We start from the raw sequence: 26,824 nt of genomic DNA on the forward strand, positions 1-26,824 counted from the left end.
GGTAGCGTCCTTGTCTGATGGCGTGAAAACCCATACAGCAGGCGGTGATACCTGCTGCATGGGTGAGCTAGGCGTTAGCGGTTTTCCACCCAGCTGTCGGAGTGGATGATGTTGCCGTCCTTGTAGGCCCAGGTGATTTTTTCGTAGCGCACTTCCACTTCTTCAAGGTGGTTGTAGCGCTCCTTGGCGACGTCCTTGATGTTGTGCATCCTGGGTTTGACGGCCACCACCTTGACGTTCTCCAGCTTCATGTTGAAGTACTCTTTTTCTTCACCGGCATCGTCAATGCGGTACCACTTCAGTTCCATGCCCTTGAGGTTCTGGCCGCTGGTGACGGCCTTGTACAGGTAGGGCGAGGCGGCATCGAATTCCTTGACGAAACTCAGCGGGGTATGCACGCGGGTGCCGGTGAGCTTGCCGGTATTGCCATCGGTGGGGATGTAGACGCTGTGGTCGAACTCCAGTACTTCGACCGAGCCTTCACGACCCTGCACGGTGACAGAGCCCTTGATGTCGGCGCCGCCGTCGTCCTTGATCCACAAATAAGCGGGTATGGCCATGCTGTTTCTCCTTGCTGCGGGGTTTTGCCCCGGTGGTGGTGCCACCCGGCACGCATGGTGCGGCGGGTAGTGCTGTTGACACCCGGTTGTCACCGCCCGGCGGGCGGTTCGATCAGGGTGATTTCCACGCGCCGGTTTTTGCTGCGGCCGGACGCATCGTCATTGCCAGACAGCGGCTGGGTATCGGCCAGCCCCTGCACGGCAAAATGGGTTAGGGGAAAGGTGGAGGCCGTCACCAGCCACTGGCGTACCGCCTCGGCCCGCGCCAGCGACAGCCGCAGATTGGCCGTGCGGCTGCCGGTGTTGTCGGTGTGGCCGTCTATCAGCACCCGTTTGCCGGGATTGGCCTGTATCCATACCAGTACGGACTGCAAGGCCAGCTTGGCTTCCGGCTTGAGCAGGCTCTGGCCGCTGTCGAACAGTGCCGTGCTATCCAGCCGGATCACCTCTGGCTTGGGTTGGGGTGGGTGGTAGGACTGAATGGCGCGCTGGACGATGTCCGCCAGGTGCTGCCCCTGATACAGGCCAAAGCCAAGCCGGAGCGGCACGCCATCGGCTGCCAGTGTGCCAAGGTGCTGTTGCCAGCTTTGCAGCTGTTGTACCGTCTTGCTCCGCGCCGGTTCCTGGCTGGCGGACAGTGACTGGAAGGCGTGCAGACGCACGGCGGTTTGAGAAATCAGCTGCTGATTGTTCCAGGCCGAGCAACAGACAATGGCCAGTAGCAGCAAGGCACAACTAGTCAGCAGGGTGGCCAGTTGTCGCCAGTGGCGCGGGCAGGCGCGGATGGGCGCAAAGCAATTCGCCAGCACGGTCAGTTGTGCATGGTCGGTGGGGCGGCTGAACGCCGGCGTGGCGGGGGTGTGTAGTCCGCTATGCAGGGTGGCTGCCTGTTGCCATGACGGCTCGCCAGCATCTGCCAGAGTGGCCGGGTGAGCCAGCCAGCCGATAGCGTGCACGGCGGTAGCGCGTTTGCCGGCTTGTTGGGGCAGCAGGACTGGTAGCAGTTGCTGGCTGACATGCTGTTGCAAGCTGTTGAGTACCACGGCTTGCTGCAGGGCCATGGGCGCATGGTCGGCCGGGGCTTGCAGTGCGTGCGCCAGCACGGCCTGCATTTGTTGTGTGATGGCCTCTTGCAGCGCCGGATAGCTGGTGCAGGGTGTGATGGCGGCATCCTGCGGTACTTGCAGATTGGCTTGCGGATGAGCGGTCAGTATCAGCACTGCACCCGGCAGCGGGTGGCCTTGTTGCGCTTGAGCCAGTTGCCAGGCGTGATACCAGTCGGCCAGCCGGGCGCTGTCACCCGGTGTGGCATCGGTTTCATCAGCATTGATGACCAGAATCAGCCCGCGTACCGGTATCCCGCTGCTGTGCCAGGCGGCGAGCTGTTGTGGCCGATCCAGCCAGTGCCAGGCCGGTTGCAGTGTGCCGCGCCAGCCTTGCTCCCCCTGCAAGCTGTGTGCCGCCGGGCCGCCCAGCAGGATGACTTCAGTTATATCGCTGGCAGTGCTGTGCCGGCGCAAATGGTTCCATAGCGCCAGCATGCCGATCAGCCATGCCAGGCTCAGCAGCATGGCCACGGCGCCGGAAACCGGCAGCGCCTGCCAGATCAGCAGCAGACCCAGCGTCAGCATGGTCAGTGGATACAGCCAGTACCAAAGCAGCTGTGGCATGGTGCGTCCTTAGTTGCCCAGCTGGCGCAGTGCTTGGTGCAGCCAGCCTTGGAGCAGTAAATAGATGACGAGCAGCAGCAGGCCGGACAGCATGGCCCACAGCCACGGAGAAAAACTGCGCCAGTGCCAGACCGGGCGGGGTGGCGGGACGTCTTCCTGGGTGGGCTCCAGCGCATTGATCACCTTGTCCAGTTGCTGTCGCCATTGCTTGCGTTGCGAGGCATCGCCCTGGCTGTATTTGCCTTCAAAGCCCAGCGCCAGCACCAGTTGCCAGCAAGCCAGCAGCCAGTACGATGGCTGCGGGCGGGCCAGTTCGCTGCGCATTTGCTCATACAGTTGTTCTCCGCCTTGCAGCGAGGCAAAGCGGTGCACTTGCAAGGGACTGGCCTGCCAATGGGCACGGGCTGCTTCCGGTAAATGGCGTAGTGCGGTTTCATCCAGCAGGCAACAGCAGGCATAGATGATTTGCTCCCGCTCGGCGCGTGGTGCTCCGGCTTGTTCCAGCGCCTGTTCCAGTTGATCCAGCAAGTGCTGGCAATCCTGGTTCAGCTGGTGCCCGGTCACCGGCTCGGCTTGTTGCTGCAAACGGGTGACGATCAGCGCGATGTCGCGCATATTGCCGCGCACGGCATACAGAATGGACAGAGGGCTCATGTGGTGGGCACCGCATACAAAGCCAGTTGCAGTTCTGGCAAGGAAGAGGGGAAGTAGAAGGCGCAGGACTGGGCGGCCAGCATGGCGGCAAAGGCCGGGTGCTGCTTGTCCAGCGCAAAATACAGGCTGTCCACCCGGCTGGGCAGGGCGGTGGGCAGGCGTTGCATGGCTTTGAGCGGAATGCCATTGAGTGCGGAGGACAGGATGCGCGCCACGTCGTCCGGTGAACCTGCCTTGGCTACTTTGGGTAGTTGCTCTTGCAGCAGGTGCAGCGGCATGGCGGCGTGGACCGACAGATAGAAATCCATACCATCGCGCAAGCGGGCATCAGTCAGATGCGCCAGCCACAGATTGTTGCCATCGCGTTGCAGCGGCAGTACCACTACCGGGGTGGGAATCACCGTGTCCAGCAAGGTGCGGATCAGCTGTTCCAGTTGCTGGAATACCCTGCCCAGCTGGAGGTGGTCGTAAGCGGGAATGTCCGTCAGCTGCTGTTCGAGCGCAAAGGTGCTGAGCATGCCGGCCAGCCGCGTCAGACATAGATAAGCGGCATAGGGTGGGCAGCTGTCCAGTGCGGGCAGCATGCGTAGCTCTGGCCAGCTTTGCGCCAGACTGTGCATCAGCCACAGCAGGCTGAGGTCGGACAGCAGGTAGTCGGCGGCTTGCCGGGTGCGTTCACGGCGTTGCTGCTGCAAGCTGTGCTGCCTGGCCAGCAACAGCTCGGCCAGCAATTGCAGGCGCTGTTGCAGCAAGAGCGAGGCACTGCAACACAGCAAGGGCGGGATGAAGCCGGGGTCTGGCTCGAAACGGCCTTGTGCATTGCGTTGCAGCCGAGCCAGCGGCAGCTTGCTCATGCCATCCAGCGCTTCGCCGTCAAATTTCAGCAGCAGATTGAGTTGTTCGACTGCCAGTTCGTCTTCCTGCTCGCCCATGTGATCGGGCACCTGGGCAAACTGCTGCCGGTAGCGGCGCGGGGTTTCTTCCGGCTTCACCTCGCCCTGATGCAGGTTATTGCCCAGCGGGTTGAGCAGCGGCAGTGCCAGCCACAGTGTCACGCTGTCAGTGGCGTGGCTGAGGGTATCCAGATGACGCGCCGCAGGTGGCTGACCGCTGATGCGGCTATCGAAGGCCGTGCCATCGGGAAACCTGCCTGCCAGCTGTTGCAGCCGGACCTGGCCCTGTTCCAGAGCCAATGGGTCCAGCGCCAGCGTACTCAAGCCCCAGGGAAAAGGGCTGGCCAGTGCCGCCAGTTGCTGTTGTTGCCAGGCGTGCTGTGCTTCTTGTTGCTGGAATAACTGTGGCAAGAGCAGGATGCCTTCATGCCATAGGGGTTTGTGAATGCGCAAGCTGGATATCCTTCACGTTGAGCGGGGTGTACGGTTTGCCAGGGACTGCTGGGGCGTGGCCTGGCGTGCTGGTGCTTTCTGTTCGGCGGCCCCCAGCAACTGCAGGCGCACCGCATGGTCGGGCGTGAAATAACTGCCAAAGCGCACCAGGCCGCTTTGCTTGAGATGGCAGATCAGCTCATAGCCCAGTACATCGTCTTGGGCATTGGCCAGCAGCTGGATGTCGATGTGGGCCAGGCGTGGCTCGTAGCGCAGCAAGGTGCTGGCAATGTGTTGCCGCAGCAGGTGCGCACTGGCCGGTAAATGGTGGTAAATCATGGCGAGGTCAGGCAAGCCGTAATCCGGCAGGTGCTTGATTGCGCCTTGTCTGCTGTTGAGAATCACCCGGATGTTGTCCATCACGCTGAACAGGTGCTGGCTGTTTTCATCCCAGGCGTGCAGGCTGCTGCCATCCTGAAAATTGCCCAGCAACTTTTCGTAGAGCGACGGCCCGCCATGGCGCTGTCGCGTATTCATTTGCCACTCCTTGCTGGTACCGCCGGGGCACTCGCTGCTGCAGGCGCTATGGTTTTCTGCGCTGGCGGGGTGGCCGGCGTTTGCGGCTGCGGTGCGGCTGGCGGGTCCGGCGGGTGTGGCAGCCAGGTGATGAGGATCTGGTTATCCAGTAGTTCCAGGCGGGCTGCTTTCTGGTTATCCAGCTCCTTGACTGACATGCTGACGCGCCAGATGGCCGGTGGTACGGGCTGGCGCAATAGCGCGACCACGGCGATCTGGCTGGTGTCGGGTTCTACTGCCGCATTGAGGCTGGTGCTGGCACCGGGGCGTAGCAGCAGGTCGTGGCGTGCCAGCATTTCATCGCCCAATGTCTCCCGGTCCTGGCTCAGCAGCTGCTCATAGCTGGCACGGGCAAAGGCCTTGCCGTCGCGCAGCTGATAAACCCGCACCACTACCGAGAGGGCATGCCCGCGCTCATCCGGATTGATGGCTTCGCGCGCGGTGAAGTCCAGTTTCAGTGTGGTCAGCTTGGGATAAAACACGGCTGAAACCACTTGCTGGCTACCGTTTTTCAGTGCTTGCCAGGCTCCGCAGCCGGTAAGGGGGAGCAGCAGGCAAAGCAAAAGGGTAATGCGCAGGCGCATGCGGAAAGTCTCCGGCAAAAGGGTGGATGGATCAGGCATGCAGCATCCCCAGGGGAATGTCGGCCAGTTGGCCGGGTGTTGCGTTGGCTGATGCTGGCAGATGGGCGGCGCGGCCCAGCCGGTGGCTGTGGCGGCTTAGCCGGGTGGCAGGCAAGGCGGCAGTGGGCAGGCTGGCAAACAAGGCCAGGTCCCAGCGCAGGCCCAGATAGGCACGCAGTACCTGGCACAGGTCGTCATGGGTTTGCTGCCCGGCTTGCAGGTGGCCAAGTTCGGCACTGTGTTGCAGGTGCAGGGTGAGTTTGACCGTGCGCTGCACGTCCCGCAGCCGTGCACCCAGTAACACCGTACCGCGTTGCAGGCGGGTGGCCCGGCCTAGCCGCCCGGCGCCCAGCAGCACCTTGCGCGGGTAATGCGGCTGTACGCTGCTTGTCGTGTCGGGCAGTACATGCTGCACAGCAGCCAGCAGGCCATGTGCGGTGCGGGTGCGCTGGCTGAGCGGGCCCAGCAAGGCCAGCCAGCGAGCAGGGCTCAGCCCGGTTTGCTGACCGGGCAAGGCGCGACCAGCCAGGCCCAGCAAGGCTTGCGACAGGCGGTCCTGCCCGCCTGCGCGGAAGCCCGCCGGGTAATGGTATTTGCGCCAGATGGCGTAATAGCGAGTGATGATGCGGTGATGGAACAGGTCGAGGAAGTCGGTGAGCGCCTCGTGGCCTTCGCGACGGGTGACTTGGTCGTTGCCTATGTGCTGTGGCAGTACGCCATCCACCCCGGTCAGGCCAAGAAAGCGGGTATGGACCGCCGGGACCGCTTGCGGTGTATCGCTGTATGGTTCTGGCTGATAGTGCAGCTCGGATGCAGGAAAGCCATAGGCCGGGTGTGAGCGGAACCTGATGGGATCGGTCGCGGCACTGTCTGAGCCTGCCAGTGTGCAAGGCGGGTCGCTGGCCAGCTCCATGAGTTCGCAGAAGCGGTAGAAATTGAACTGGTCAGCCAGCGGCAGCATGGCCTGAATCAGAGGGGCGGGCGCTGGCATGTGCGATCCTCCCACTGCAAGGTGCGGCCGCTAGGCTGAACCAGTACCCGCAAACGGGTGAACAGGTTCAGATCGGCATAGCTCGCCAGAAAATGGTCGAGCAAGGTGGCAAACAGGTAGAGGTCGCCCTCGCCGGTAAAGCCGGACTGGTCCAGGGTGATGTCGATGGCGACACCCTGTATGACGCAGCCCTGTTCCACCTTGCGCACCAGTTGATGGGAGACATCGACAATGGCTTGCAGGCGACGGCGGTTCAGTGGGTCGTCAGTCCAGTCGTAGAGCGCCAAGGTGCCGCGCAGGGTTTCGGCATTCAGCAAGGACAGGTAATTGCTGGCCAGATGTGACAGCACGCGCCACTGGAAGCGGTCTTCACGTGGCGGGTGGCAGGGCAGGCTGTAGGGTAGCAGGTGATGGACTGCGGCAACGGCGCTGCGATGTTGGCGCAGTGTCACGCGCTGGGTCTGACGTAGGGCCTGGCGTGGCAGCATGCCATTGGTCGCAGTTAGCCTCAGCGACAGGGTTTCGGGTTCCAGCGCGGTATGTTCCTGCCGGCGATGGCCTCCCAGCATCAGCCAGCTATCGTAATGACCACCGGCGCTCTGGCGGGTATGGGTGTGGTAGTAGCGTTCCGGGGCTTCGTGACGCAACATGCCGCCGCGGTGGCGAAAGCTGCGAAACGGCAGGTAGTCATGGCGTTGCCCGCTGTGATGATCGAAGGCTTGCACGCTGTCTACCGAAAAGGTTTCGACGTGGTTGCCATCATGCAATACCGGGATGACACGGTAGGCAGGCTGGCGATGATCAACATGAATCGGCTCGGCTTCCACCTCGAACAGATTGATGGCCGGCACGCAATGCAGCTGGAAGGCTTGCTGGTCAAACGGCAGACCTGGCGGGAAGCGGGTGGACAGCTGGATTTCGATGTCAAAACGGCCATGTGCTGGTAGTTGCGCGCTATCCAGCCCGCACAATTCGACAAACAGGAATTTCTCCCGGAAGGCAAAGTATTCCATCAGCAGTGGGTAGCCGCCATGTGCCGTTGGCGGCCTGGGCCACAGGGTGTCGCTGCTGGCAAAGCCGCTTTGCCTGAGTGAAAGCGCCGTGCTGATCACGGCTTCCTCTCCACTGGCCTTCAAGGCCAGCCTGACGCCTGGCTGGGTCAGTGCATGCAGCAGGGCAAAGGCGATGGGCGGGACGGCATTGAGAAACAGCGGCAGGATGGATAGGTCCAGACTGTCGCGGTTGGCCTGGGCTTCCAGTTCCAGCCCCAGGCGAATCAGTTGGCCGCCGTCATTGCCTTCTTCCAGTCTGGCCTGCTGCAGTTGCAGCGGCAGCAGTTGCAAGTCGCGGGTGGTGCGGTATTGGCACACGCTGGCCGCTTCGCCAAGCGTGCTGCTTAGCAGGCTGGTGCCGGCAGGCAGTTGCTCGGCTTGTTGCAGCACACCCTTGGTGGTGCGAAACGCCATCACGGTCAGGGCGGGAATCATGCGTAAATAATGTGGCCACAGCAGGCCGACCAGGTTTTCCGTCAGCTCCGGTACATCGTCGTCAAGTTTTTGCTGCAATTTGCCCATCAAAAAGGCAAAGCCTTCCAGCAGGCGTTCGACCATAGGATCGGGGTGGCCGACATTGTCGAGGTTCAGCAGCGCGGCCTGATCGGGATGTGCCTGGGCAAATGCCTTGCCGGCTTCGCGCAGGTAGCGCATTTCGGCTGCGTAGTAATGCAGGGTCTGGTCGTTCATGACTGGCAAGCCCGGTTCATTGGCTGGAGAGCAGTGCGGTGCGCAAGGGGTTGAGCAGGCTCATGTCCTGCTGCAGACGTTGCATTTGCCCCTGCAGGGTTTGCTTGTCGGCATCCTTGCGCCGTCCGCGCTGGCGTAGCAGTTGCAGGTGGCTGGCCTTGATATCGAAGACCAGCTCCGGGTCCCAGCGGCAGATTTCCTGGCTGCACAGCTCTTGCTCCAGGCCATGGACAATGCCCAGCGCAATATCTGACCGGCCACAAGACTCTGCCAGTTGGGCCGTCAACAACAGTTGCTGTGCCTGCTGGCGCAGGCCTGGTGGTCGGGGCAGGGCTTGCAGCCAGCCCAGTGCCGCTTCCAGTCCCTGCTGTTCGGCCAGCAGCCGGGCTTGTTGTCCGATGTCGGTGAGGTCGGCTGCTGCAACTGAAATCAGCGGTGGGGACCAGGGCTTGTCCCCACCGCTGAGGTCATACACCACGGCCTGGCTGGCCAGCCATTCCAGTGTGTTGTCGTCGGCAAACGGGCTGCCGTCGGCAAAGCATAATTGTTCAATACCACACAGGCGGTGACGCATCAGCGCAATATCGCTGAGGGCGATGTCGCGCCAGTGCTGGTGTGACTCTCCCAGCTGGCCTAGTGCCTGCCAGGCCAGGTATTGCAAGTCCAGCCAGAAGTGATTGGCGGACTCCAGAAAGGCCGAGTCGGCTTTTTCCAGCAGGGCGTGCCATTGCTTTTGCAACAGCAGGCGGGTGAGGGTTTGGCGCAGCTCGGGCCTGGGGGCGGGCAGGCGCGTGCGTTGCAGACCATCATGTGGCGGTGGCTGGGCAATGCTGTCCCAGCGCACTACCCTGGCCAGCCGAAATGCGGCAAATGCGCCGTGTGGCTGCTGACGCAGATAGCTGCACATGGCGCGTAGTTGTTCCAGCAGCATCTGGCTGGACGCAATCACCTTCTCGCCAGCCTGATGAACGGTTTGCGTTGCTGCCGGCGCTGTAGCGCCGTCAAGCGTGCTATCGCTGTCAAAGGTGGCAAGCATGCTGTGCAGTCCGTCCCAGGCATCACGCAGTGCGATACCGTGGTCAGACCATTGTCCGGCCAGCGTATCCAGTTGTTGCTGTACCGCCTGGCGCAAGGGTGGGGATGGCGTATCCAGGCTCTGCAGCCAGTCCAGCACCTTGCTGCTGCCAAGCCAACCCAGAATGGCGTGGCGGGCAGCCGCACGTACCGGGTACAAGGTTTGACCATAGTGCTGGGTGAGTGCGCCGAGAAATTCCAGTCCCTGGTACAGGCCGTTCCAGCCATGCTGGCGCGTCCAGGCATAAACAAGATACACCGCCGGACGCAAATCCTTGCCTTGCTGTAGCAGCATCCGGCAATCCTGCTCCAATGCCAGACAATCCAGCCCGCTCAGCCGGGACAGATTGTCCTTGAGTTGCAAGAACAGCTCCTGTTGTCCCACGTCTTCACCGCAAGGCTGGTCTGTCTGGCATGGTTGCAGCAGCGCGGAGATGGCTGCTGGCATAGCGGTATCGGCAATGCCGGAGCTGTCCTGTCGGATCAGGCGGGTAAGCCAGTCTGGTTTCATGTGCGGTCCGGTTGTTGGCTAGGGGGAGTCGCAGCGGCAGTGGCTTGCCCGGCACAAGGCAGGGCAAGCCGGTGCGTGGCTAGCTGTTTTTGGCCTTGGGCATTTGTGATACCAGCGACAAGCTGATATCCATGCCCTCCACCTGGAAGTGCGGCACGATGAACAGCTTGATCTTGAAAAAGCCCGGGTTATCGTCGATGTCTTCCACCACGACGCGCGCTTCACGTAGCGGGTGGGACGCTTGCAGCTCGTCGGCCGGGTCGGTCATCTCGGTCACCAGATTCTTGATCCAGCTGTTGAGCTCCAGCTCCAGCACGCGGCGGTCCTTGGTGGTGCCGATGTTTTCGCGCTGGATCAGCTTCAGGTAGTGCGCGATGCGCGACAGCAGGAAGATGTAGGGCAGGCGGGCATTGATACGACTGTTGGCCGTGGCTTCCCGGGTTTCGTACAGCGCCGGTTTCTGTACCGAGTTTGCGGAGAAGAAGCAGGCGTAATCACGGTTCTTGTAGAAGGACAGCGGGGTGAAGCCGAGGTTGGCGAATTCAAACTCGCGGGTTTCCGGGATCAGCACTTCGGTGGGAATCTTGATCTGGTTGCCAGTGCCCAGGTCGTACAGATGGATGGGCAGGTCTTCCACTAGGCCGCCAGCCTGTGGACCGCGAATTTGCACGCACCAGCCATTGTGAATGAAGCTGCGCACCATATTGGCGGCAAAAGCAAAAGCGGCATTAGCCCACAGGTAACGCTGGTGGTCCGGGCCTTTTACCTGTTCGCAGTAGTTGAAATTGCGCACAGGTACAGTGTCCGGCCCGTAGGGCAGGCGGGCCAGGAAGCGCGGCAGGGTGAGGCCGACATAGCGGGCGTCGTCGGTATCGCGGAAGCTTTTCCACTTGATGTATTCGGCGCGGTCAAAGTAGTTGGCCACATCCTGGATGGCAGCCACTTCTTCCATGCTGTCCTTGCCGAAAAAGGGGGCACCTACCGAGGCGATGAAGGGCATGTGGGCGGCGGCGGATACCTTGGAGACATTGCGCAGCAGGGCAATGTCTTGCGGACCACGGTCGAATTCGTAGTCGGCGATGATGGCGCCGATGGGTTCACCACCGGGGGTATCGTATTCCTGGATGTAAGTGTGGCGGTACAGGCCGCTTTGTATCAGTTCCGGGCTGTCCTCGAAGTCCTGACGCAGGGCGTCCTTGGAGACATCCAGCAGTTCGATCTTGATGTTCTTGCGAAAGTCGGTGCGGTCCACCAGAAACTTCAGGCCGCGCCAGGCCGATTCGGTACGCTGGAAATCCGGATGATGCAGCACGGCATCCAGCTGGCGGCTGATCTGGGCATCTATGCGGTCGATATGGTAGTCGAGCAGGCTTTTGTCCAGCCGGTCCACTTTGAGTGCGGATTCCTGCACCAGTTTGAGAAAGACATTGACGGCTACGGTGATGCGTTCATCGAGGCTGGCTTCGGACAAGGCATCCTGATTGCGGAAGACTTCCACTGCGGGTGCGTGGCTGACCGGGGTCAGGTTGATGCGACTGCACAGCGCACCGTACACGCCGCCATCTGTCGTGGTGTCGACATCCAGTACCGCGCTGTTGCTGGGCTGGCTGGTATTTTCCATGTGGTTTTCCTTGGTGATCCGGGGTGGTCAGGATTGAGGGGCGTCCAGCGGGGCGATATGTTCCAGCTCGGCGCGCAGGCTGCGGGACAGTTGCTCGTCTTTCATGATCTTTTCCAGCTCGCGCCGGAAGGCTGCGTTGTCCAGCAGATTGGATTTCAGGTCGCGCAGCAGATTGCGCATGGCCAGCAAGGCGGCCAGTTCGGGAATCTGGCGCACTACCTGCTCGGGGTGGAAGTCACGCAGGCTGTTGAAGTCCAGTGTGACCGGCAATTCCGAGCCATCGCCCGCCAGCGTGTTTTCCACGCCCAGGCGCAAGGTGGGGTGGTAGTCGGCCAGCACGGCATCGAAGTTGTTTTTGTCGATGCGCTGTCTTGGTTTGTCGGCCAACGGGGTGCCATCGTCGCGTTGGCTGAAGTCGCCCAGTACCAGCAGCTTGAGCGGGAGCTCCAGCTTTTTGCGGGCACCGCCGGTGTGCAGGTCGAGCGTGATGTTGACGCGGGCAGAGGGGACTTCTTTCTGGAAACTGTCAGCCATGAATGTTTTCTCCGTAGTAGGGCGCTGCTGGCAGGGTTGCCATTGCACATGCTGTACTTTCTGCAAGTTTTTGATGTGTAATGGTTTTTTCTTAAAAACCATATTGCATGATATTTTTTCATTCAATAGTCATTTGTCTTGTTCTGAAAATGCGGATTGGCTTGAGGCAAAAAACCGGCTGATGACAGAAGAATGAGCGGTGTGGCTCAGAGAATGGCTGAGGTAACCGCCATGAAGACTGGGAATGGATGGGCAGGCTGCAGGGTGTCGGTTTCAGGCAAGCAGGCCTGAGCAGGTAACTAACAGCATGGCCGCTGCAAGTATGTTGTTGATGTTGCTTGAACCGGTTTTATATTTCCATAATAATGGAAATATGGAAACATTAACTGCTGTAGACATGCTGGCGGCGCTGGGACATGAGTCACGCTTGGCCATATTCCGTTTGCTGGTAGAGGCGGGGCCCGCAGGCCTGCATGCCTCGGCCATAGGCGAACAACTGGGCATTCCCAATGCCACGCTGTCCTTTCATCTGTCCCATCTGAGCCGGGTTGGTCTGATCCGGGGGGAGCGGGAAAGCCGCTTCATCCGCTATTCGGCGGCGTATGAAACCATGGACGCATTGATTACCTTTCTTACCCGCAACTGCTGTCAGGGCCAGGCCTGCCTGCCCTTGAGTGCGTCGTGCACGGAGGAGGGCTGCTGTCTTCCGCCACCAGTGGCGTTGAAGTAAACCAGGATGACGCAATCCAAGATGGCGCAAACCCAGATGACGCAAACCCAGATGACGCAAACCAAGATGACTGAAAGCAAAACCGTACTGGTTTTATGTACCGGTAATTCCTGCCGTTCCCAGATGGCAGAAGCCATTCTCAATCAGGCGCTGGCCGGTCTGGTACATGCCATTTCTGCGGGCACCAGCCCACAGCCGGTGGTGGCTGAAGGTGCCATTACCGCCTTGCAGATGGCAGGCTTGCCCACCGAGGGGCTGTATCCCAAGGCGGTGGAAGCGGTGATGGACCAAACCATCGACCTGGTGGTGAGTGTGTGCGACAACGCACGCGAAACCTGTCCGCTGTTTCCGCGCCCGGTGCCGCGCATTCATGTGCCGTTTCACGACCCGCATGGCGAAGCGCTGGAAAGTTTTATTTCTGTGCGCGACGACATCCGTGCCCGATTGGTGCCAGCGGTGCGTGCCGCCCTGGCCTTGTAGGAGGAATATCGTGTCGAATCGGCCAGAACTCTCGGGTGAGTGCCAGCGCGAGGCGGCTGCCATGAGCGTGTTTGAACGCTATCTGTCTTTGTGGGTTTTCTTGTGCATTGTGGTGGGAATTGCGGCCGGACAGTGGGTGCCTGGGCTGTTCCACCTGATTGCCCGGCTGGACGTGGCACAGGTCAATGTTCCTGTCGGTGTGCTGATCTGGGTGATGATCATTCCCATGCTGGTGAAGGTTGATTTTGCTGCATTGCATGAAGTGAAACAGCATTGGCGCGGTATTGGCGTCACCTTGTTCGTCAACTGGCTGGTCAAACCGTTTTCCATGGCCTTGCTGGGCTGGCTGTTTGTACGCCAGCTGTTTGCCCCCTGGCTGCCGGCTGCCCAGCTGGATAGCTATATTGCCGGTCTGATTCTACTGGCGGCCGCGCCCTGTACCGCGATGGTCTTTGTCTGGAGCCGCTTGTCGGGTGGCGACCCGTTGTTCACCCTGTCACAGGTCGCCGTCAACGACAGCATCATGGTGTTTGCCTTTGCCCCCATCGTGGCTTTCTTGCTGGGGATGTCATCCATCAGCGTGCCCTGGGCGACCTTGCTGACCTCGGTGCTGCTGTACATCATGATTCCGGTGCTGCTGGCCCAGCTGTGGCGCAAGGCCCTGCTGGCCGATGGTCAGGCGGCGTTCGATACGGCAATGGCGCGGATAGGCCCGTGGTCGATGGCGGCCTTGCTGGCCACGCTGGTGCTGCTGTTTGCCTTTCAGGGCGAGGCCATTTTGCGCCAGCCGCTGGTGATTGCCTTGCTGGCCGTACCCATCCTGATTCAGGTCTTGTTCAATGCGGCGCTGGCTTATTATCTGAACCGTTTGCTGGGCGAAAAACACAATATTGCCTGTCCGTCGGCACTGATTGGTGCGTCCAATTTCTTTGAGCTGGCGGTGGCCGCTGCCATCAGCCTGTTCGGCTTTCAATCCGGTGCGGCATTGGCTACCGTGGTAGGCGTGCTGATTGAAGTGCCGGTCATGCTGCTGGTGGTGCGGGTGGTCAATCGTTCGCGCGGCTGGTACGAGGCCGGTCAGCCTTAGGCGGGGACAAGCAGCGCGTTTGTGTTGTGATCCTTGATGGCCCCTGTCGGGGCCATCATGCTGTGTGGGGATGGCGGCTCAGTAACTGAGGCCGGGGATGGCGTAGTCGCGCAGGCGGTAATACAGCATGCCGGCAGCTTGCAAGGGTACGCGCAGTAGCGGCCCGCCGGGAAAGGCCGGGTTGGACAGGCGCATGAAGTGCTGCAACAGATGTGTGTCACCCAGAATGGCATTGGCCAGTACTCGCCCTGCAGCACAGGTGGGCACCACACCGTGGCCAGAGAAGCCTTGCGCCCAGTACACATTGTCACGGCGGCCGAAGTCCGGGGTGCGTGGCACGGTGATGTCGATATGACCGCCCCAGGTGTGGGTGATGCGGTACGGGGCCAACTGCGGAAACACCCGTAGCAGGTCGGCCCGCATGCTGGCGGTGAGATTGGCCGGCGTGCGGCCGGAATAAGTGCATTTACCGCCAAACAGCAGGCTGCGATCCGCCGTCAGGCGGAAGTAGTCCAGAATGAACTGGTTGTCCGATACCGCCATATTGCTGGGCAGCAGTTGCCGGGCGACTTCTTCCGGCAGGGCTTCGGTGGCAATCATGTAAGTGCCAACCGGCATGACCTTGGCCGAGAGTGCCGGGTCCAGCCGGTCGATATAGGCATTGGTGGCCAGCACCAGCTTGCGGCAGCGGATACGCCCCTGCGGGGTGTGTACCACGCAGCCATCGCCCTGCGTGGTATAGGAGAGGGCGCGGGTCTGCTCGAATATGCGCACGCCTTTGTCTTCGGCGGCGCGGGCCAGTCCCAGGATGTATTTGAGCGGATGAAAATGGCCGCCTTCATGATCAATCAATCCGGCCACATAGCGTTCCGAGCCCACGTGCTGTGGCAGGTCCTTGCGTGGCACGAACTCCAGCGCTGCATAGCCATAATGCCGTGCTGCATGTTCCTGCCATTCCGACAGCAGCTTGATGCGCTGCCATAGCACCGACGTCCACAAATGGCCTTCTGACAGTTCGCAGTCGATGTGGTGATGGCGGATTTTGTGACGGATGTCGGCAGCGGCGCTGCGCAGCAGTTGCCATATTTCCTGTGCCGCTTCCAGCCCCAGCGCCTGTTCGATGGGTGGCATATCACAAGAAAACCCCAGGATGATCTGCCCGCCATTACGCCCGCTGGCTGCCCAGCCCACCCGGCTGGCTTCAATCACGGCGACCTGAACCCCGGCATCGGCCAGATTGTGTGCAGTGTACAAGCCGGTAAAACCCGCCCCGACCACCAGCACATCCACATCCATATCCTGTGCCAGCGCCGGGCGCTCGATTTGCCGGGCGATACTGGTGGCCGCGTACCAGCTGGGCGGATAGTGTCGGTCGGATTCAAACATGGATTCTCCCTGGATTATTGCTTGATTCTTGGACGGTCGTGATTCAGACGCTGACGGTATAGGCCCACACCACCTGGGCTTCTTCCTGGCCAGGGTTGCAATAACGGTGCGGCCTGCTGCTGTTGAAGCTGAAACTGTCACCTGCTGCCAGCAGGTGGCATTGCTCGTCCACCCATAGCTCCAGGCTACCGCACAGCACCATGCCGCCCTGATCGCCACCATGGCTGAGGGTCTGCGGGCCGGAGCTGGCCCCGGGAGCAAAGCGGGTGAGCATCAGTTGCAGGCCACTGGCAAAGCCCGGCGATAGCAGGGCGTCGCTGACACCCGCGGCATAGTGCAATACCGGGCGGTGTGCCTGGCGCACCACCAGCCCGCGCTCATGCGGGGGGGCCTGGCTGAAGAACACGCCATAGGGCACGGCCAGGACGGTGGCCAGTTTGTTGAGGTCGGATACGCTGGGCTGGCTTTTGCCGCGCTCCAGCTGCGACAGAAAGCCGATGGAGCGGCCAGTGGCTGCACTTAACTGCTGTAGTGAAAGCTGTCGCAGTTTGCGCAATTGGCGGATTTGCTCACCCAGCCAGGTCGGGTCGGGCTGGGCATGTTCGCTGTTTGGTGTGTTGGGTGTGCCAGTCATGCCTGCCAGCATACGCAAGCAGACTGAATTGTTGTGAAAAAAATGACTTAAATTTTCATTAAGTGAAAATTATTGTTGTATTTTTTCAGCAAAATCGGCAGTGTGAGCGCTGGGCTGCTGATACCATCAGCTACTCAGCCCGGCTTGTCGGCAGCGGAGCAGGGGGCGCTTCAACCACCCGCGCGTTTCACCGTGAACCCCTGTTTTTGCAAGCTGCTGATGACGGTGGCGACATGATCACCCTGGATTTCGATGATGCCATCTTTCACCGTCCCGCCACTGCCGCAGGCGTTTTTAAGCTGTTTGCCCAAGGCCGTCAGGCCGACAGCATCGCGCAGCACACCCTTGACCACAGTAACCGTCTTGCCGCCACGGCCCTTGTTTTCACGGCTGACGCGCACAATGCCATCGCCGCTGGGCAGGCTGGCTTGCTGGCAGATACAGGCATCAAGCGGCTGGCGGCAGTCCGGGCACATGCGGCCATGCTCGGTGGAATAAACCAGACCGCCGGAAGAAGATTTCGATTTCATGGATCAATGCAGGATAAGGGGGCCGCCGGCAGTCTAGCGCCAAACCGGCGGCAAGACGAGGCTGTGAACAGAACAGAACAGAACAGAACAGAGCAGCAAGCAGGAGCCATAAGGTGGGCAAAGCAGCGCGCGTGCTAGTTTGTCACTGTGGCTCCAGCGACATTGATAGTAAAAGCGTACGGTTGTCGGCGGTGATGAATGGCAACCATTCCGCCTGCTGATCAGGCGTAGGTATTGATGCGGCCATCCGGTACCGGTGGCACGGCAGGCGCAGCGGGTGCGACAGCAGGTGTTGTGTTGCCGGAGGAGGGGCTGCCAGCCGTTGTCGCCGGGGTCAGTGGCGGATAGTTGATTGGCTGTGGCGTGGTGACGGTAATCATGCGGCGTAACCTGGCGGTGGAAAACCGCTAACCATGCAGAGCGGATGACGCCGCAGCAAGCCGTTGCTGTGGGTTTTTGCTTTTATTTACCTGATGCAGGCCAAGTGTCGGGCGCTTGCCGCACGGCTGAACAGCCAAAAAAATTGCCAACCCGCAGCGGGGTTGGCCTGAGAGTAAAGCCGAGAGAAACAACGGAACAAGAGACAACCCAGCAGCGCTGGCTTGGCCGTCATTGTCGCTGCTGTCTGTGACAGTGGCTTGACGTGGCGATGAAAAAACAGCGACAGCGCGGCAGACTGATCAGTGCCTGGTGTGCGCGTCCTGTTCCAGCACTTGCTGCAGTTCTACCCGGCTGATATCCAGTCCCAGCATGGCGGTGAGGGTGATGAACAGGCCGCCGAACATATCGGGTGCCATGCCCACCAGTTTGGCCTGCGCTTGCTCCATGCTCAGCGGACATTTGCTGGCCACCAGTTCGGCCACCGCTTGCAGCATGGGCGGGTGCCGGGTGAGCTGTACCAGCGAAGAATCCGCCGTCAGTATGGGGTAGCGCGGCTTGCTGTGGACGGTAAGCATGGTCTGTTGGCGGATGTCACGGCTGGAGGCGCCAATGCGGATTTCATATTGACCACTTTCCACGACCCAGGCTGCGTGGGCCGGGTCGTAACAGGCAAAATCTTCGCCTTGCAGGGTGAACTGTGCCCGGCGCATGCCCCCGGCCGGGATGTCCAGTTTGACAAAGCCACGCAAAGCCTGTGTTGGCCGCGCTAGCGCACCGGGCGGCGGGGCGATGTACAGCTGCACGATCTCCTTGCCGTCGCGGGTACCGCTATTGTGAATGTCGACGCTGACGGTGACGCTGCCGTGCTCGTCCATGCTGCTGCTGGAGCGTTGCAGGTTCTGGTAGTCGAAGCGGGTGTAGCTCAGGCCAAAGCCGAAGGGAAAAAGCGGCTGCAACCGACGCTTGTCGTAATAGCGGTAGCCGACGAACAAGCCTTCGCCATACAGGTGGCGGCCATTTTCGCCGGGGTAGTGCAGATGGGCCGGGGTTTCTTCCAGCGTATTGGGCAGCGTGGTGGTGAGCTTGCCGCAGGGGTTGTGATGGCCAAACAGCGTGGCAGCCACCGCATGGCCCATGCCCTGACCGGCAAAAAAGCATTCCAGCACGGCAGGCACCTGCGGCAGCCAGGGCATCAGCACGGCATCGCCATTGCACAGCACCACCACCAGCTTGGGCTGGACGGCGGCCAGCCGGGTGATCAGGCGCGCATGACTGGGCAGCAGGCCCAGATGCTGGCGGTCGCCATTTTCACCATCCACCCCGATGGGGGGGCTGACAAATACCACCGCCACTTCGGCGGCAGCGGCGATGGCGCAGGCTTGTTGCAGGGCTGCCTCGTCGTCGTGCTCGTCGTGCGGTGCGCCGACAGCGTAGTCGACTGACACGCTGCTGCCTGCCAGTGCGCGGATTTCATCCAAGGGACTATCCAGCTGCCAGGGCTGGGTGGTGGCACAGCCCGAGCCCTGTATCACCGGCTGTTGTGCCGGTTTGCCGATGACCGCCAGGCGGCGCAGTTGCTGACCATCCAGCGGCAGTAGAGCGTGCTGGTTCTTCAGCAAGACCAGCGATTCGGCGGCAATGCGTCGTGCAAGTTGATGGTGGCTGGCAAAGTCAGCTACGGTGCCGGGCCTGCGGCCCGCCTGCACCTTGGCTATCAGTTGCAGCATGTGCAGGCAGGCGCTGTCCAGTACATCCTGCGGGATGCGGCCTTGTTCGATGGCGGCCAGCAGTTCGGCATTGTCCAGCGGGTTTTCCGGCATGGCCAGTTCATTGCCGGCCAGCAAGGACGCCGGGCGGTCCTTGATGCCGTACCAGTCGGACATGACCAGCCCCTGATAGCCCCATTCCTCACGCAATACCTGGCTTAGCAACCAGTGGTGCTGCGAGGTCTGCTGCCCGTTCAGCCGGTTGTAGGAGGACATCACCGCCCACGGATCGGCCTTGGCAATGGCGCGCTGGAAACTGTACAGATAGATTTCGCGCAGCGCGCGATCGTCGACGATGGAGTCCATCTCGGTTCGCTGGAATTCCGAGTTGTTGCAGGCAAAGTGCTTGAGGCAGGCACCCACCCCTTCTTGTTGCAGGCCAATGATCAGCGCGGCGGCCAGATCGGCAGCAAGCAGCGGGTCTTCCGAATAATATTCATAGCCACGTCCGGCCAGCGGGGTGCGGCGGATATTGATGCCAGGCCCCAGCAGCAGGCCCACGCCCATGGACTGGCACTCGATGGCCAGCGCGCGGCCCATTTGCTGCACCAGGTCCACATCCCAGCTGCAGGCCAGGCTGGAGCCATTGGGAAAGCAGGTGGCGGGGCGCGAGTGGCCGAACAACGCTTCCGAGCCGCCTTTGCCATGGTTGTCGGCAGCCTGTCCGGCATCCTGCTGAATCACCGCCAGAAAGTCGCTGATATCCCAGCTTTGCTGTTGGTCGATCTGCGCGCTGCTATAGCGAACGCCATAGGTGCCATCGGTCATCACGAAGTCGTGAATACCCAGTTGTGGCAGGCTGGCGCTGCGCCACAGTCCCTGGCCGCTGAGCAGCTTGACCTTGTCTTGCGGGCGCATGCGGGCGATCAGTTCGGTGTGGGAGAGGCGCATGTCAGGCCTCCTGTGGCTGGGCGGCGGCGGGCTGCTTGCGTGCGGCAATCTGGCCCAGCATCAGCCGGTAGCTTTCCTCGTCCAGCGCATAGCGCAGCATGAACAGCAGGGCGAGTACAAACAGGGCGGCGGGGAGCAGCGTCATCATCAGGGTAATCCAGTGTTGTGCCCGCGGCGTGATATGGGTGGCGTCGTAACCGGCATATTGCAGGATCAGCCCGGCCAGCCCGCCGGCAATGGCCATGGCCACCTTGGTGATGAAGTTGAAGTAGCCGTAGATGGCACCCTCGGTACGCACATGGTGCTGCCACTCGGCGTATTCCACCGTGTCGGCCAGCATGGCGTACATGCAGACAAAAATACTGCCCATGGCTGCGCTGTACACGCTGACGCAGGCCATGATGACCAGCCGGTTGTCACCCGCCAGCCAGTACTGGCAAGCCAGTGCCAATGCGCCAGCGCTCAGGGTGAGCAGGGTCAGTCTCTTTTTGCCCAAGCGGGCAATCAGCTGTTCCGAGGCGATGGTGCCGACCAGATTGGCCACGGTCTGGATGGCGAAGAAGCTGGCGCTATAGGCTGCATCGCGCAGTACATAGTTGATGTAGTAAATGGCGGCGGCCATCCACACGCTGTAGGCGATATACGTGAACACGGTAAACATCGACAGCTGGAACAAGGGCCGGTTTGTCGTAATGGCCTGCACCATCTGACGCAGGCTGGGTGCTTCGTCCTTGTCCTGATGGATGCGTTCTTGCGTCATGGCAAAGCAGGCGTAGAACAGCAAGGTGGCCAGCCCGGCAAACAGCGCGATGGTGAGCTGGTAGCCGGTGCGCGGGTCGGCAAAGCGGCGTATCACTTGTTCGGCATATACCGACACCACAAAGTAGCCCAGCGTGGCAAACAACATGCGGTACACCGACAGCGAGGCGCGCGACATGGCGTGCTGGGTCAGCATATTGTTCATGGCGGAGTAGGGCGTGTTTACCGCGGTATAAGCCAGGCAGTACAGGGTGTAGCTGACCAGCGCATAGGCAAACTTGTAGCTGGTATCCGGCGTGCTGAAGCACAGCACCGTCAGTACGCCCAGCGGCAGCGCGCCGTACAGCAGGTAAGACCGCAGCTTGCCGTGGCGGCTGTGGGTACGGTCGATGGCGTAGCCCAGCAGGATGTTGAACAGCGCGTCGAGGATGCGTGCAATCAGGAAAATCAGGCTGGCTTCGCCGGCGCTCAGGCCAAAGATATTGGTGTAGAAAAACAGCAGGAACAGCGAGACGGCACCAAACGACAGATTGGATGCCATGTCTCCCAGTCCATAGCCTGTTTTTTCGCGCCAGCCCAGTTTGACATCGGCGGCGGACAGGGCAGGGTCTGACATGATGCAGTGCTCCAGAGCCAGGGAATGGGCCTTAACATAGCAGTGCCGCTGCTGGGTACCTTGGTCATTGCTCTGTGGAAACGTCGGGTTTTATGGCGGGATTTTCAAAGCGCAGGACAAAAAAATGCCAACCCGCAAAGGGGTTGGCCCGAGAGAGAGAAACGGTTTGCCAGCCAGCAGATCTGCGCTGCCGGTCTGGCTATGGCTTACTGTGCCAGCGGTTTTTTCAGTACGCGCAGCATCACGGCGGTCAGCACCGTGCCTACCACCAGTGCTACCAGATAGGCGCCCAGATTGGTCACGGCATTGGGGATGGGCAGCACGAACACGCCACCGTGCGGTACTTTCAGTTCCACGCCCATGGCCATGGAGATGGCACCGGTCACTGCCGAGCCCACCATCAGCGACGGAATCACGCGCAGCGGGTCGCGGGCAGCAAACGGAATGGCACCTTCACTGATGAAGGAAATACCCAGCACGCCAGCGGCCTTGCCGGCTTCGCGCTCGTCAGCGGTAAAGCGGTCGGCAAACAGCTTGGTGGCCAGGGCGATGCCCAGCGGCGGGGTCATGCCCGCAGCCATCACGGCGGCCATCGGGGTGTATACTTGGCTGGCGATCAGGCCGGTAGCAAAGGCATAAGCTGCCTTGTTCACCGGGCCGCCCATGTCAAAGGCCATCATCGCGCCCAGAATGGCACCCAGCAGCAAGGCGCTGCTGCCCTGCATGCTCTTGAGGGCATCGGTCAGCATGGCCAGCAGGCCGGCTACCGGGGTGCCGATGACGTAAATCATCAACAGGCCCACCAGCAGCGAACCCAGCACCGGCAGAATCAGCACCGGCTTCAGGCCATCCAGGTTACGGCCCAGCTGGATTTTCTTGTTGAGGAAGTCCGTACCGTAACCGGCAATGAAACCGGCAGCGATACCACCCAGAAAGCCGGAACCCAGGCTGGCGGCCAGCATGCCACCCACCATGCCGGGGGTAATGCCCGGACGGTTGGCGATGGAGTAGGAAATATAACCGGCCAGAATCGGCACCATCAGCGCAAAGGCGGATTTGGCACCAATCTGGAACAAGGCCCAGGCCAGCGTGCCCTTGTGGGCATCGTCAAAGGCGTAAATGCCGCCCAGCGCAAAAGCCAGTGCAATCATGATGCCGCCCGCAGTAACAAAGGGCAGCATGAAGGACACACCGGTCATCAGGTGTTTGTAAGCGCCATTGCGCTGTTCGGTCTGGCTGCTGGCAGCCGGTGCGGCAGCGGCCTGGCTGTTGGCGGTCTGACTGGCACCATGCGGCTGGGCTTCGGCAATGGCGCGGCGCACCAGGTTTTCACCGTCGTTGATGGCCGGTTTGGTGCCACTGGAGAACAGACGCTTGCCAACAAAGCGCGACAGGTCCACTTGGGTGTCGGCAGCAATGATCACCACATCGGCCAGACGGATTTCATCCGCCGTCAGCGTGTCCTGCGCACCCACCGAACCCTGGGTTTCCACGCGGATGCTGTGGCCCAGTTTTTGCGCAGCCTGACTAAGGCCCTCGGCGGCCATGAAGGTGTGGGCGATGCCGGTGGGGCAAGAGGTAATACCGACAATGCGCAACGCGCTGCTGGCCGTCTGGGCGTTCAGGCTGGCCTTGAGCTGGCCTTCGGCATCCGCCAGCACCGCTTCCAGCGAGCTGAGCAGGGTGTGGCTGTTGGCAAAGCGCACATCTTGCGCGGCAGCTTCGCCAATCAGCAGCACGGCATCGGCGTCGGCGATGGCGCTGGCGCTCAGCGGCTGTTGCACGCCTTGCGCGGTGTGGATTTCTACATCGATCTTGTGTTTCAGCCGGGTAGCCGCCTGGCGCAGCGCTTCGCCAGCCAGCATGGACTGGGTACTGCGATCGGGAGCTGCAATCACTGCCAGCAGGTTTGCCATTGTCTTTCTCCTAGTTTTATCTGCCTGTTGTTGTTGCTTTGCTGATGATCTGCCGCGTGGCGGGGTGGGTGAGCGTTGCCCGCCCGCAGCATGATGGTTTAGAGCCGCTAACAAAAAACCTGATGCGGCGTCGTACTGCTTGTACTGTCTGCGTCAGCGCACCTTGGCTCAGGAACGCTGCGCTATGTTGTTAACCGCTCTTACTGCAAGTGCTGCACTTCCACTTGCCGTGCCAGTTGTTCCACCTGGCCGCGTTCCGGCAGGTGCGGGCCGATGCGCGCCAGCTTGGCGGTGGCAAAGGCCACGGCCAGCCGGGCGCGGTCTTCACCGGCCAGGCGCTGGTGGCGTGCGGCGCTGAGTCCGGCTACCAGCGCATCGCCAGCACCCACGGTGCTCAGCGGGTTCTGTACCGGCAGGCGGGCCAGCAGGGCCGGGCCGTCATCCAGCACAAACAGCGCGCCTTGTTCGCCCAGCGACACCACCACTTCGGCCACACCGGCCTGTTGCAACTGGCGGGCGCAGGCCAGCACGTCGTCCAGGGTGGGTAGTGCACGGCCAGCCCACTGTTCCAGTTCGTGGCGGTTGGGCTTGATGCAGTCCGGCAGGCTGGCACGTGGCGCGGCCAGTGCGGTGGCCAGTGCGGCACCGCTGCTGTCCAGCAGCACGTGGGCACCCCATTGGCGCAGCTTGCCAATCAGCACTGGCAGGCGTTCCGGCTCCAGTCCTTGCGGCAGGCTGCCGGCCAGTACGATCTGGCTGCCCGGGTTGACGTCAGCCGCCAGCAGGGTCAGCAGGCGTTCCCACTGCACTTCGCCTACGGTCAAACCCGGCAGGTTGATGTCGGTGGTGCTGGCATTGGCCTGATCAGACAGCTTGATGTTGACGCGGGTGTCACCCGGCACACGAATGAAGCGGTCGGCAATGCCCTTGTCCTTGAACAGCGCTTCGAATGCTTCGCTGTTATTGCGTCCCAGCAGGCCGGTGGCCAGCACCGGCAAGCCCCAGTCGGCCAGACAGCTGGCCACGTTCACGCCCTTGCCTCCGGCATTGCTGGTGCTGGACAGTGCCAGGTTGACGCTGCCGGGCTGAAAGTCCTGCACGCATACGGTCTGGTCGATGGCCGGGTTCAGGGTGATGGTGATCAGCGGGCCGTTCATGACAGCAGGCTCTGCAGGGCGCGTACTTCTTCGGCGCTATCGCATTCCAGTGCCTGCTGTGCCAGGTCGGCCAGCTTGGCAAAGTCGCTGCCACGCAGGCGGGCCTTGACGCTGGCGATGTCACGCGGGCTCATGGACAGTTCGTTCACGCCCAGGCCGGTCAGCAGGGCGGCACCGAAGGGGTCGCCGGCAATGCCACCGCACACGCCTACCCAGCGGCCATGCTGGGCTGCACCCTGCACGGTCTGGTGGATCAGGCGCAGCACGGCCGGGTGCAGGCTGTCGGCTTCGGCGGCCAGTTCCGGGTGCTGACGGTCGATGGCCAGCGCGTACTGGGTGAGGTCGTTGGTGCCGATGGAGAAGAAGTCCACATGCTCGGCAAGCTTGTCGGCCAGGGTAGCAGCGGCGGGGACTTCCACCATGATGCCGATCGGCACCACCGGCGCGTTCAGCTCGCGGCGGATGCCTTCACACAGGCCCTTCAGGCGGGTGATTTCCTTCAGCGAGGTAATCATCGGGAACATGATGGACAGCGGCTGGCCACCACGGGCGGCGCGGTACAGTGCACGCAGTTGCGGTTCCAGCAGGTCGCGGCGGCGCAGCAACAGACGGGCACCACGCATGCCGAGGAAGGGGTTTTCCTCGTGCGGCAGGTTGAGGTAGGGAACTTGCTTGTCGCCGCCGATATCCAGCGTACGCACGATCAGCGGACGGCCTTCCAGTGCCTGCAGCATGGCCTGGTAGGTGGCGAACTGTTCTTCTTCGTCCGGGCTGTCGTCACGTTCCAGGAACAGGAATTCGGTACGCATCAGGCCCACGCCTTCGGCACCGGCGGCAATGGCGGCGGCCACCTGGTCCGGGCGGTTGACGTTGGCGGCCACTTCCACGCTGTGGCCGTCACGGGTTTGCGCCGGCAGGCTGCGTTCGGCTTCTTCGCGTTCCTTGCGCAATTGCTGTTGTGCCATCCAGTCGCGGGCGGATTTCAGGTCGGCTTCGCCCGGATTCAGGTATAGGCGGCCAGCCTGTCCATCCAGAATGGCAGCCGTGCCATTGGCCACACCCAGCAGGCCGGGGCCACCAGCTACCAGTGCTGGCAGGCCGAGGGTGCGTGCAAGGATGGCGGTGTGCGATGTCGGGCCGCCCTGGGCGGTGGCCAGACCGATCACCTTGTTGGTATCCAGCCCGGCGGTGTCGGACGGCGACAAATCGCTGGCCAGCAGAATGCAGTTGTCCGGCAGGTCGGACAGGGTGGTGGCTTGCAGGCTGGGGTCGATCTTGCCCAGCACACGGCGGCCCACGTCGCGCAGGTCGGCGGCACGGGCGGCCAGCAGCTGGTTGCCCAGCGCCGCCAGCCGGTCGGCCAGCCTTTCCACCGCCTGATGCCAGGACCAGGCCACGCCGTGGCCTTCCACCATCAGTTGGCAGGACAGGGTGATCAGGTCGGTATCACTCAGCAGCTCTGCCTGGGCCTTGAAAATGGCGGCTTCGGCATTGCCCAGGCGCTGGGCGGTGTCTTCGGCCAGCTTGGCCAGTTCGGCGCGGGTATCGGCCAGCGCAGCATGCAATTTGTCACCGGCTTCGGCCAGTGCCAGCGGGTGATCGGGAATGGCGGGCAGGCCGTGGGTGAGCACATGCACCTGACCAATGGCCAGGCCGGGGCTGGCGCTGATACCGGCTACTTCCAGCGGGTGGCCCGGCGGCTGCCAGTTGTTTTCGCTACGCTGGGCCTGGGCTTTTTGCGCGGCCAGCGCGGCGTCGGTTTGTTCCTGCGCGGTCAGGCGGGTCATCACCCCTTGCAGGGCTTGCAGCAGGGCGGTGGCATCGCTGCCTTCGGCGGAGACCACCAGCCGGTCGCCGCGTTGCAGGCCCAGTTGGAGCAGGGAAATCATGTTCTTGGCGTCAGCCACATGGTGGCCGTGACGCACTTGTACCTGTGCCGCGTACTGGCGGGCGGTTTCCACCCATGCTGTCGCCGGGCGGGCATGCAGGCCATTAGGGTAGTCCACTTGCCATTCAAACTGTTCGGCCAGATCGCCAGCAGCTTGCTGCGGCGCAGCCGGTGCGGCCGCGGTACCGGACAGGGCGGCAATCAGGTCTTGCGGATTACTGGTGGCAAACAGCTGTTGCAGCAGGGGTTCGTCTTGCAGCAAGCGGGTGAGCCGGCGCAGCAACTGGATGTGTTCGTCCGACTGGGCGGCAATGGCAAACAGCAGGTGGGTGGTTTGTCCCGGATTCCACTCCAGGCCCTGCGGAATTTGCAGGATGGCAATGCCGGTGCGCTTGATCAGGTGGCGGTCTTCCACCATGCCATGCGGAATGGAGACGCCATGCCCCAGAAAGGTATTGGCTACGGCTTCGCGTGCCAGCAGGCTGTCGATATAGGCGGCGTCGATACAGCCAGCGTTGGCCAGCAGCTGGCCTGCCTGGCGGATGGCCTCTTCCTTGCTGGCCGGAGCGGTGGCAAGGCAAATCAGTTCCGGATGGATCAGATCGTGCGACATCGGGAGTGGTCTCCTGGTACTGTTATTTTGCTGCATTGCACCCAAAAAGGGGCCGTGCTGGCTATTGTCTGGCGTTGCGTTGATGGCATTGAAAACGATTACATAATTG

Annotated in this window: 24 protein-coding genes; 3 read left to right on the top strand and 21 right to left on the bottom strand. The window is 61.7% G+C overall.

Annotated features, from left to right (window positions below; genetic code table 11):
• Positions 1-74: 74 nt before the first annotated feature.
• The 12 genes from HWX34_RS12910 to HWX34_RS12965 form a co-directional block, all read right to left on the bottom strand.
• On the bottom strand, positions 75-560 hold the full coding sequence (locus tag HWX34_RS12910; RefSeq protein ID WP_045846180.1) for an Hcp family type VI secretion system effector: 486 nt from the start codon (positions 558-560) through the stop codon (positions 75-77).
• An 89-nt stretch (positions 561-649) separates the two neighbouring features.
• Positions 650-2,230 (bottom strand): OmpA family protein, encoded by a 1,581-nt coding sequence (locus HWX34_RS12915; protein WP_178972628.1) that lies wholly within the window; start codon positions 2,228-2,230, stop codon positions 650-652.
• Positions 2,231-2,239: 9 nt separating this feature from the next.
• Positions 2,240-2,884 carry a DotU family type IV/VI secretion system protein gene (locus tag HWX34_RS12920; RefSeq protein WP_178972629.1) on the bottom strand — a complete coding sequence of 215 codons (645 nt, stop codon included), beginning with the start codon at positions 2,882-2,884 and terminating at the stop codon, positions 2,240-2,242.
• Positions 2,881-4,230: a type VI secretion system baseplate subunit TssK gene (tssK, locus tag HWX34_RS12925; RefSeq protein WP_178972630.1), complete on the bottom strand. Its 1,350-nt coding sequence runs from the start codon at positions 4,228-4,230 to the stop codon at positions 2,881-2,883. The genes HWX34_RS12920 and tssK overlap by 4 nt, the downstream gene beginning before the upstream one ends.
• Before the next feature lie 12 nt (positions 4,231-4,242).
• Complete coding sequence (gene tssE / locus HWX34_RS12930) at positions 4,243-4,746, bottom strand: type VI secretion system baseplate subunit TssE (RefSeq protein ID WP_178972631.1); 504 nt, start codon at positions 4,744-4,746, stop codon at positions 4,243-4,245.
• Complete coding sequence (gene tssJ, locus HWX34_RS12935; protein ID WP_178972632.1) at positions 4,743-5,408, bottom strand: type VI secretion system lipoprotein TssJ; 666 nt, start codon at positions 5,406-5,408, stop codon at positions 4,743-4,745. The genes tssE and tssJ overlap by 4 nt, the downstream gene beginning before the upstream one ends.
• Positions 5,401-6,399, bottom strand: a complete 999-nt coding sequence (tssG, locus tag HWX34_RS12940) for a type VI secretion system baseplate subunit TssG (RefSeq protein WP_178972633.1) — start codon at positions 6,397-6,399, stop codon at positions 5,401-5,403. The genes tssJ and tssG overlap by 8 nt, the downstream gene beginning before the upstream one ends.
• Positions 6,378-8,141 carry a type VI secretion system baseplate subunit TssF gene (gene tssF / locus HWX34_RS12945; protein ID WP_178972634.1) on the bottom strand — a complete coding sequence of 588 codons (1,764 nt, stop codon included), beginning with the start codon at positions 8,139-8,141 and terminating at the stop codon, positions 6,378-6,380. Before tssF ends, tssG begins: the two co-directional genes overlap by 22 nt.
• A gap of 16 nt (positions 8,142-8,157) precedes the next feature.
• Positions 8,158-9,726 (bottom strand): type VI secretion system protein TssA, encoded by a 1,569-nt coding sequence (gene tssA, locus HWX34_RS12950; protein ID WP_178972635.1) that lies wholly within the window; start codon positions 9,724-9,726, stop codon positions 8,158-8,160.
• A 79-nt stretch (positions 9,727-9,805) separates the two neighbouring features.
• Positions 9,806-11,347 (bottom strand): type VI secretion system contractile sheath large subunit, encoded by a 1,542-nt coding sequence (gene tssC, locus HWX34_RS12955; protein WP_178972636.1) that lies wholly within the window; start codon positions 11,345-11,347, stop codon positions 9,806-9,808.
• A 27-nt stretch (positions 11,348-11,374) separates the two neighbouring features.
• Positions 11,375-11,881: a type VI secretion system contractile sheath small subunit gene (tssB, locus tag HWX34_RS12960; RefSeq protein WP_178972637.1), complete on the bottom strand. Its 507-nt coding sequence runs from the start codon at positions 11,879-11,881 to the stop codon at positions 11,375-11,377.
• A gap of 273 nt (positions 11,882-12,154) precedes the next feature.
• Positions 12,155-12,316, bottom strand: coding sequence for a hypothetical protein (locus tag HWX34_RS12965; RefSeq protein ID WP_178972627.1), 162 nt, complete (start codon positions 12,314-12,316; stop codon positions 12,155-12,157).
• On the opposite strand from HWX34_RS12965, the gene HWX34_RS12970 reads away from it, so the two are divergent.
• The 3 genes from HWX34_RS12970 (at position 12,309) to arsB (ending at position 14,178) form a co-directional block, all read left to right on the top strand.
• Entirely contained in the window at positions 12,309-12,611 is a 303-nt protein-coding gene (locus HWX34_RS12970) for a helix-turn-helix transcriptional regulator (RefSeq protein ID WP_255496711.1), read from the top strand. The genes HWX34_RS12965 and HWX34_RS12970 overlap by 8 nt on opposite strands.
• Positions 12,612-12,617: 6 nt before the next feature.
• Complete coding sequence (locus HWX34_RS12975; RefSeq protein ID WP_218645171.1) at positions 12,618-13,091, top strand: arsenate reductase ArsC; 474 nt, start codon at positions 12,618-12,620, stop codon at positions 13,089-13,091.
• 61 nt (positions 13,092-13,152) lie between these two features.
• Complete coding sequence (gene arsB, locus HWX34_RS12980; RefSeq protein ID WP_178972820.1) at positions 13,153-14,178, top strand: ACR3 family arsenite efflux transporter; 1,026 nt, start codon at positions 13,153-13,155, stop codon at positions 14,176-14,178.
• A gap of 78 nt (positions 14,179-14,256) precedes the next feature.
• Here the strand turns inward: arsB and HWX34_RS12985 are convergent, their stop codons facing one another.
• The 9 genes from HWX34_RS12985 to ptsP form a co-directional block, all read right to left on the bottom strand.
• On the bottom strand, positions 14,257-15,564 hold the full coding sequence (locus tag HWX34_RS12985; protein WP_178972639.1) for an FAD-binding oxidoreductase: 1,308 nt from the start codon (positions 15,562-15,564) through the stop codon (positions 14,257-14,259).
• Between the two features lie 43 nt (positions 15,565-15,607).
• Positions 15,608-16,198 (bottom strand): helix-turn-helix domain-containing protein, encoded by a 591-nt coding sequence (locus HWX34_RS12990; RefSeq protein ID WP_178972640.1) that lies wholly within the window; start codon positions 16,196-16,198, stop codon positions 15,608-15,610.
• A gap of 170 nt (positions 16,199-16,368) precedes the next feature.
• Complete coding sequence (locus HWX34_RS12995) at positions 16,369-16,728, bottom strand: translation initiation factor Sui1 (RefSeq protein ID WP_178972641.1); 360 nt, start codon at positions 16,726-16,728, stop codon at positions 16,369-16,371.
• Between the two features lie 221 nt (positions 16,729-16,949).
• Entirely contained in the window at positions 16,950-17,108 is a 159-nt protein-coding gene (locus HWX34_RS13000) for a hypothetical protein (protein WP_178972642.1), read from the bottom strand.
• A gap of 300 nt (positions 17,109-17,408) precedes the next feature.
• On the bottom strand, positions 17,409-19,766 hold the full coding sequence (locus tag HWX34_RS13005; protein ID WP_178972643.1) for a glycoside hydrolase family 3 C-terminal domain-containing protein: 2,358 nt from the start codon (positions 19,764-19,766) through the stop codon (positions 17,409-17,411).
• Between the two features lies 1 nt (position 19,767).
• Entirely contained in the window at positions 19,768-21,141 is a 1,374-nt protein-coding gene (locus tag HWX34_RS13010) for an MFS transporter (RefSeq protein ID WP_178972644.1), read from the bottom strand.
• Between the two features lie 206 nt (positions 21,142-21,347).
• Positions 21,348-23,057 carry a fructose-specific PTS transporter subunit EIIC gene (locus HWX34_RS13015; protein ID WP_178972645.1) on the bottom strand — a complete coding sequence of 570 codons (1,710 nt, stop codon included), beginning with the start codon at positions 23,055-23,057 and terminating at the stop codon, positions 21,348-21,350.
• A 200-nt stretch (positions 23,058-23,257) separates the two neighbouring features.
• Positions 23,258-24,214, bottom strand: a complete 957-nt coding sequence (pfkB, locus tag HWX34_RS13020; protein WP_178972646.1) for a 1-phosphofructokinase — start codon at positions 24,212-24,214, stop codon at positions 23,258-23,260.
• On the bottom strand, positions 24,211-26,715 hold the full coding sequence (gene ptsP / locus HWX34_RS13025; RefSeq protein ID WP_178972647.1) for a phosphoenolpyruvate--protein phosphotransferase: 2,505 nt from the start codon (positions 26,713-26,715) through the stop codon (positions 24,211-24,213). Before ptsP ends, pfkB begins: the two co-directional genes overlap by 4 nt.
• Positions 26,716-26,824: the final 109 nt, after the last annotated feature.

The sequence above is a fragment of the Aquitalea sp. LB_tupeE genome, assembly GCF_013391415.1.
Lineage (GTDB): Bacteria > Pseudomonadota > Gammaproteobacteria > Burkholderiales > Chromobacteriaceae > Aquitalea.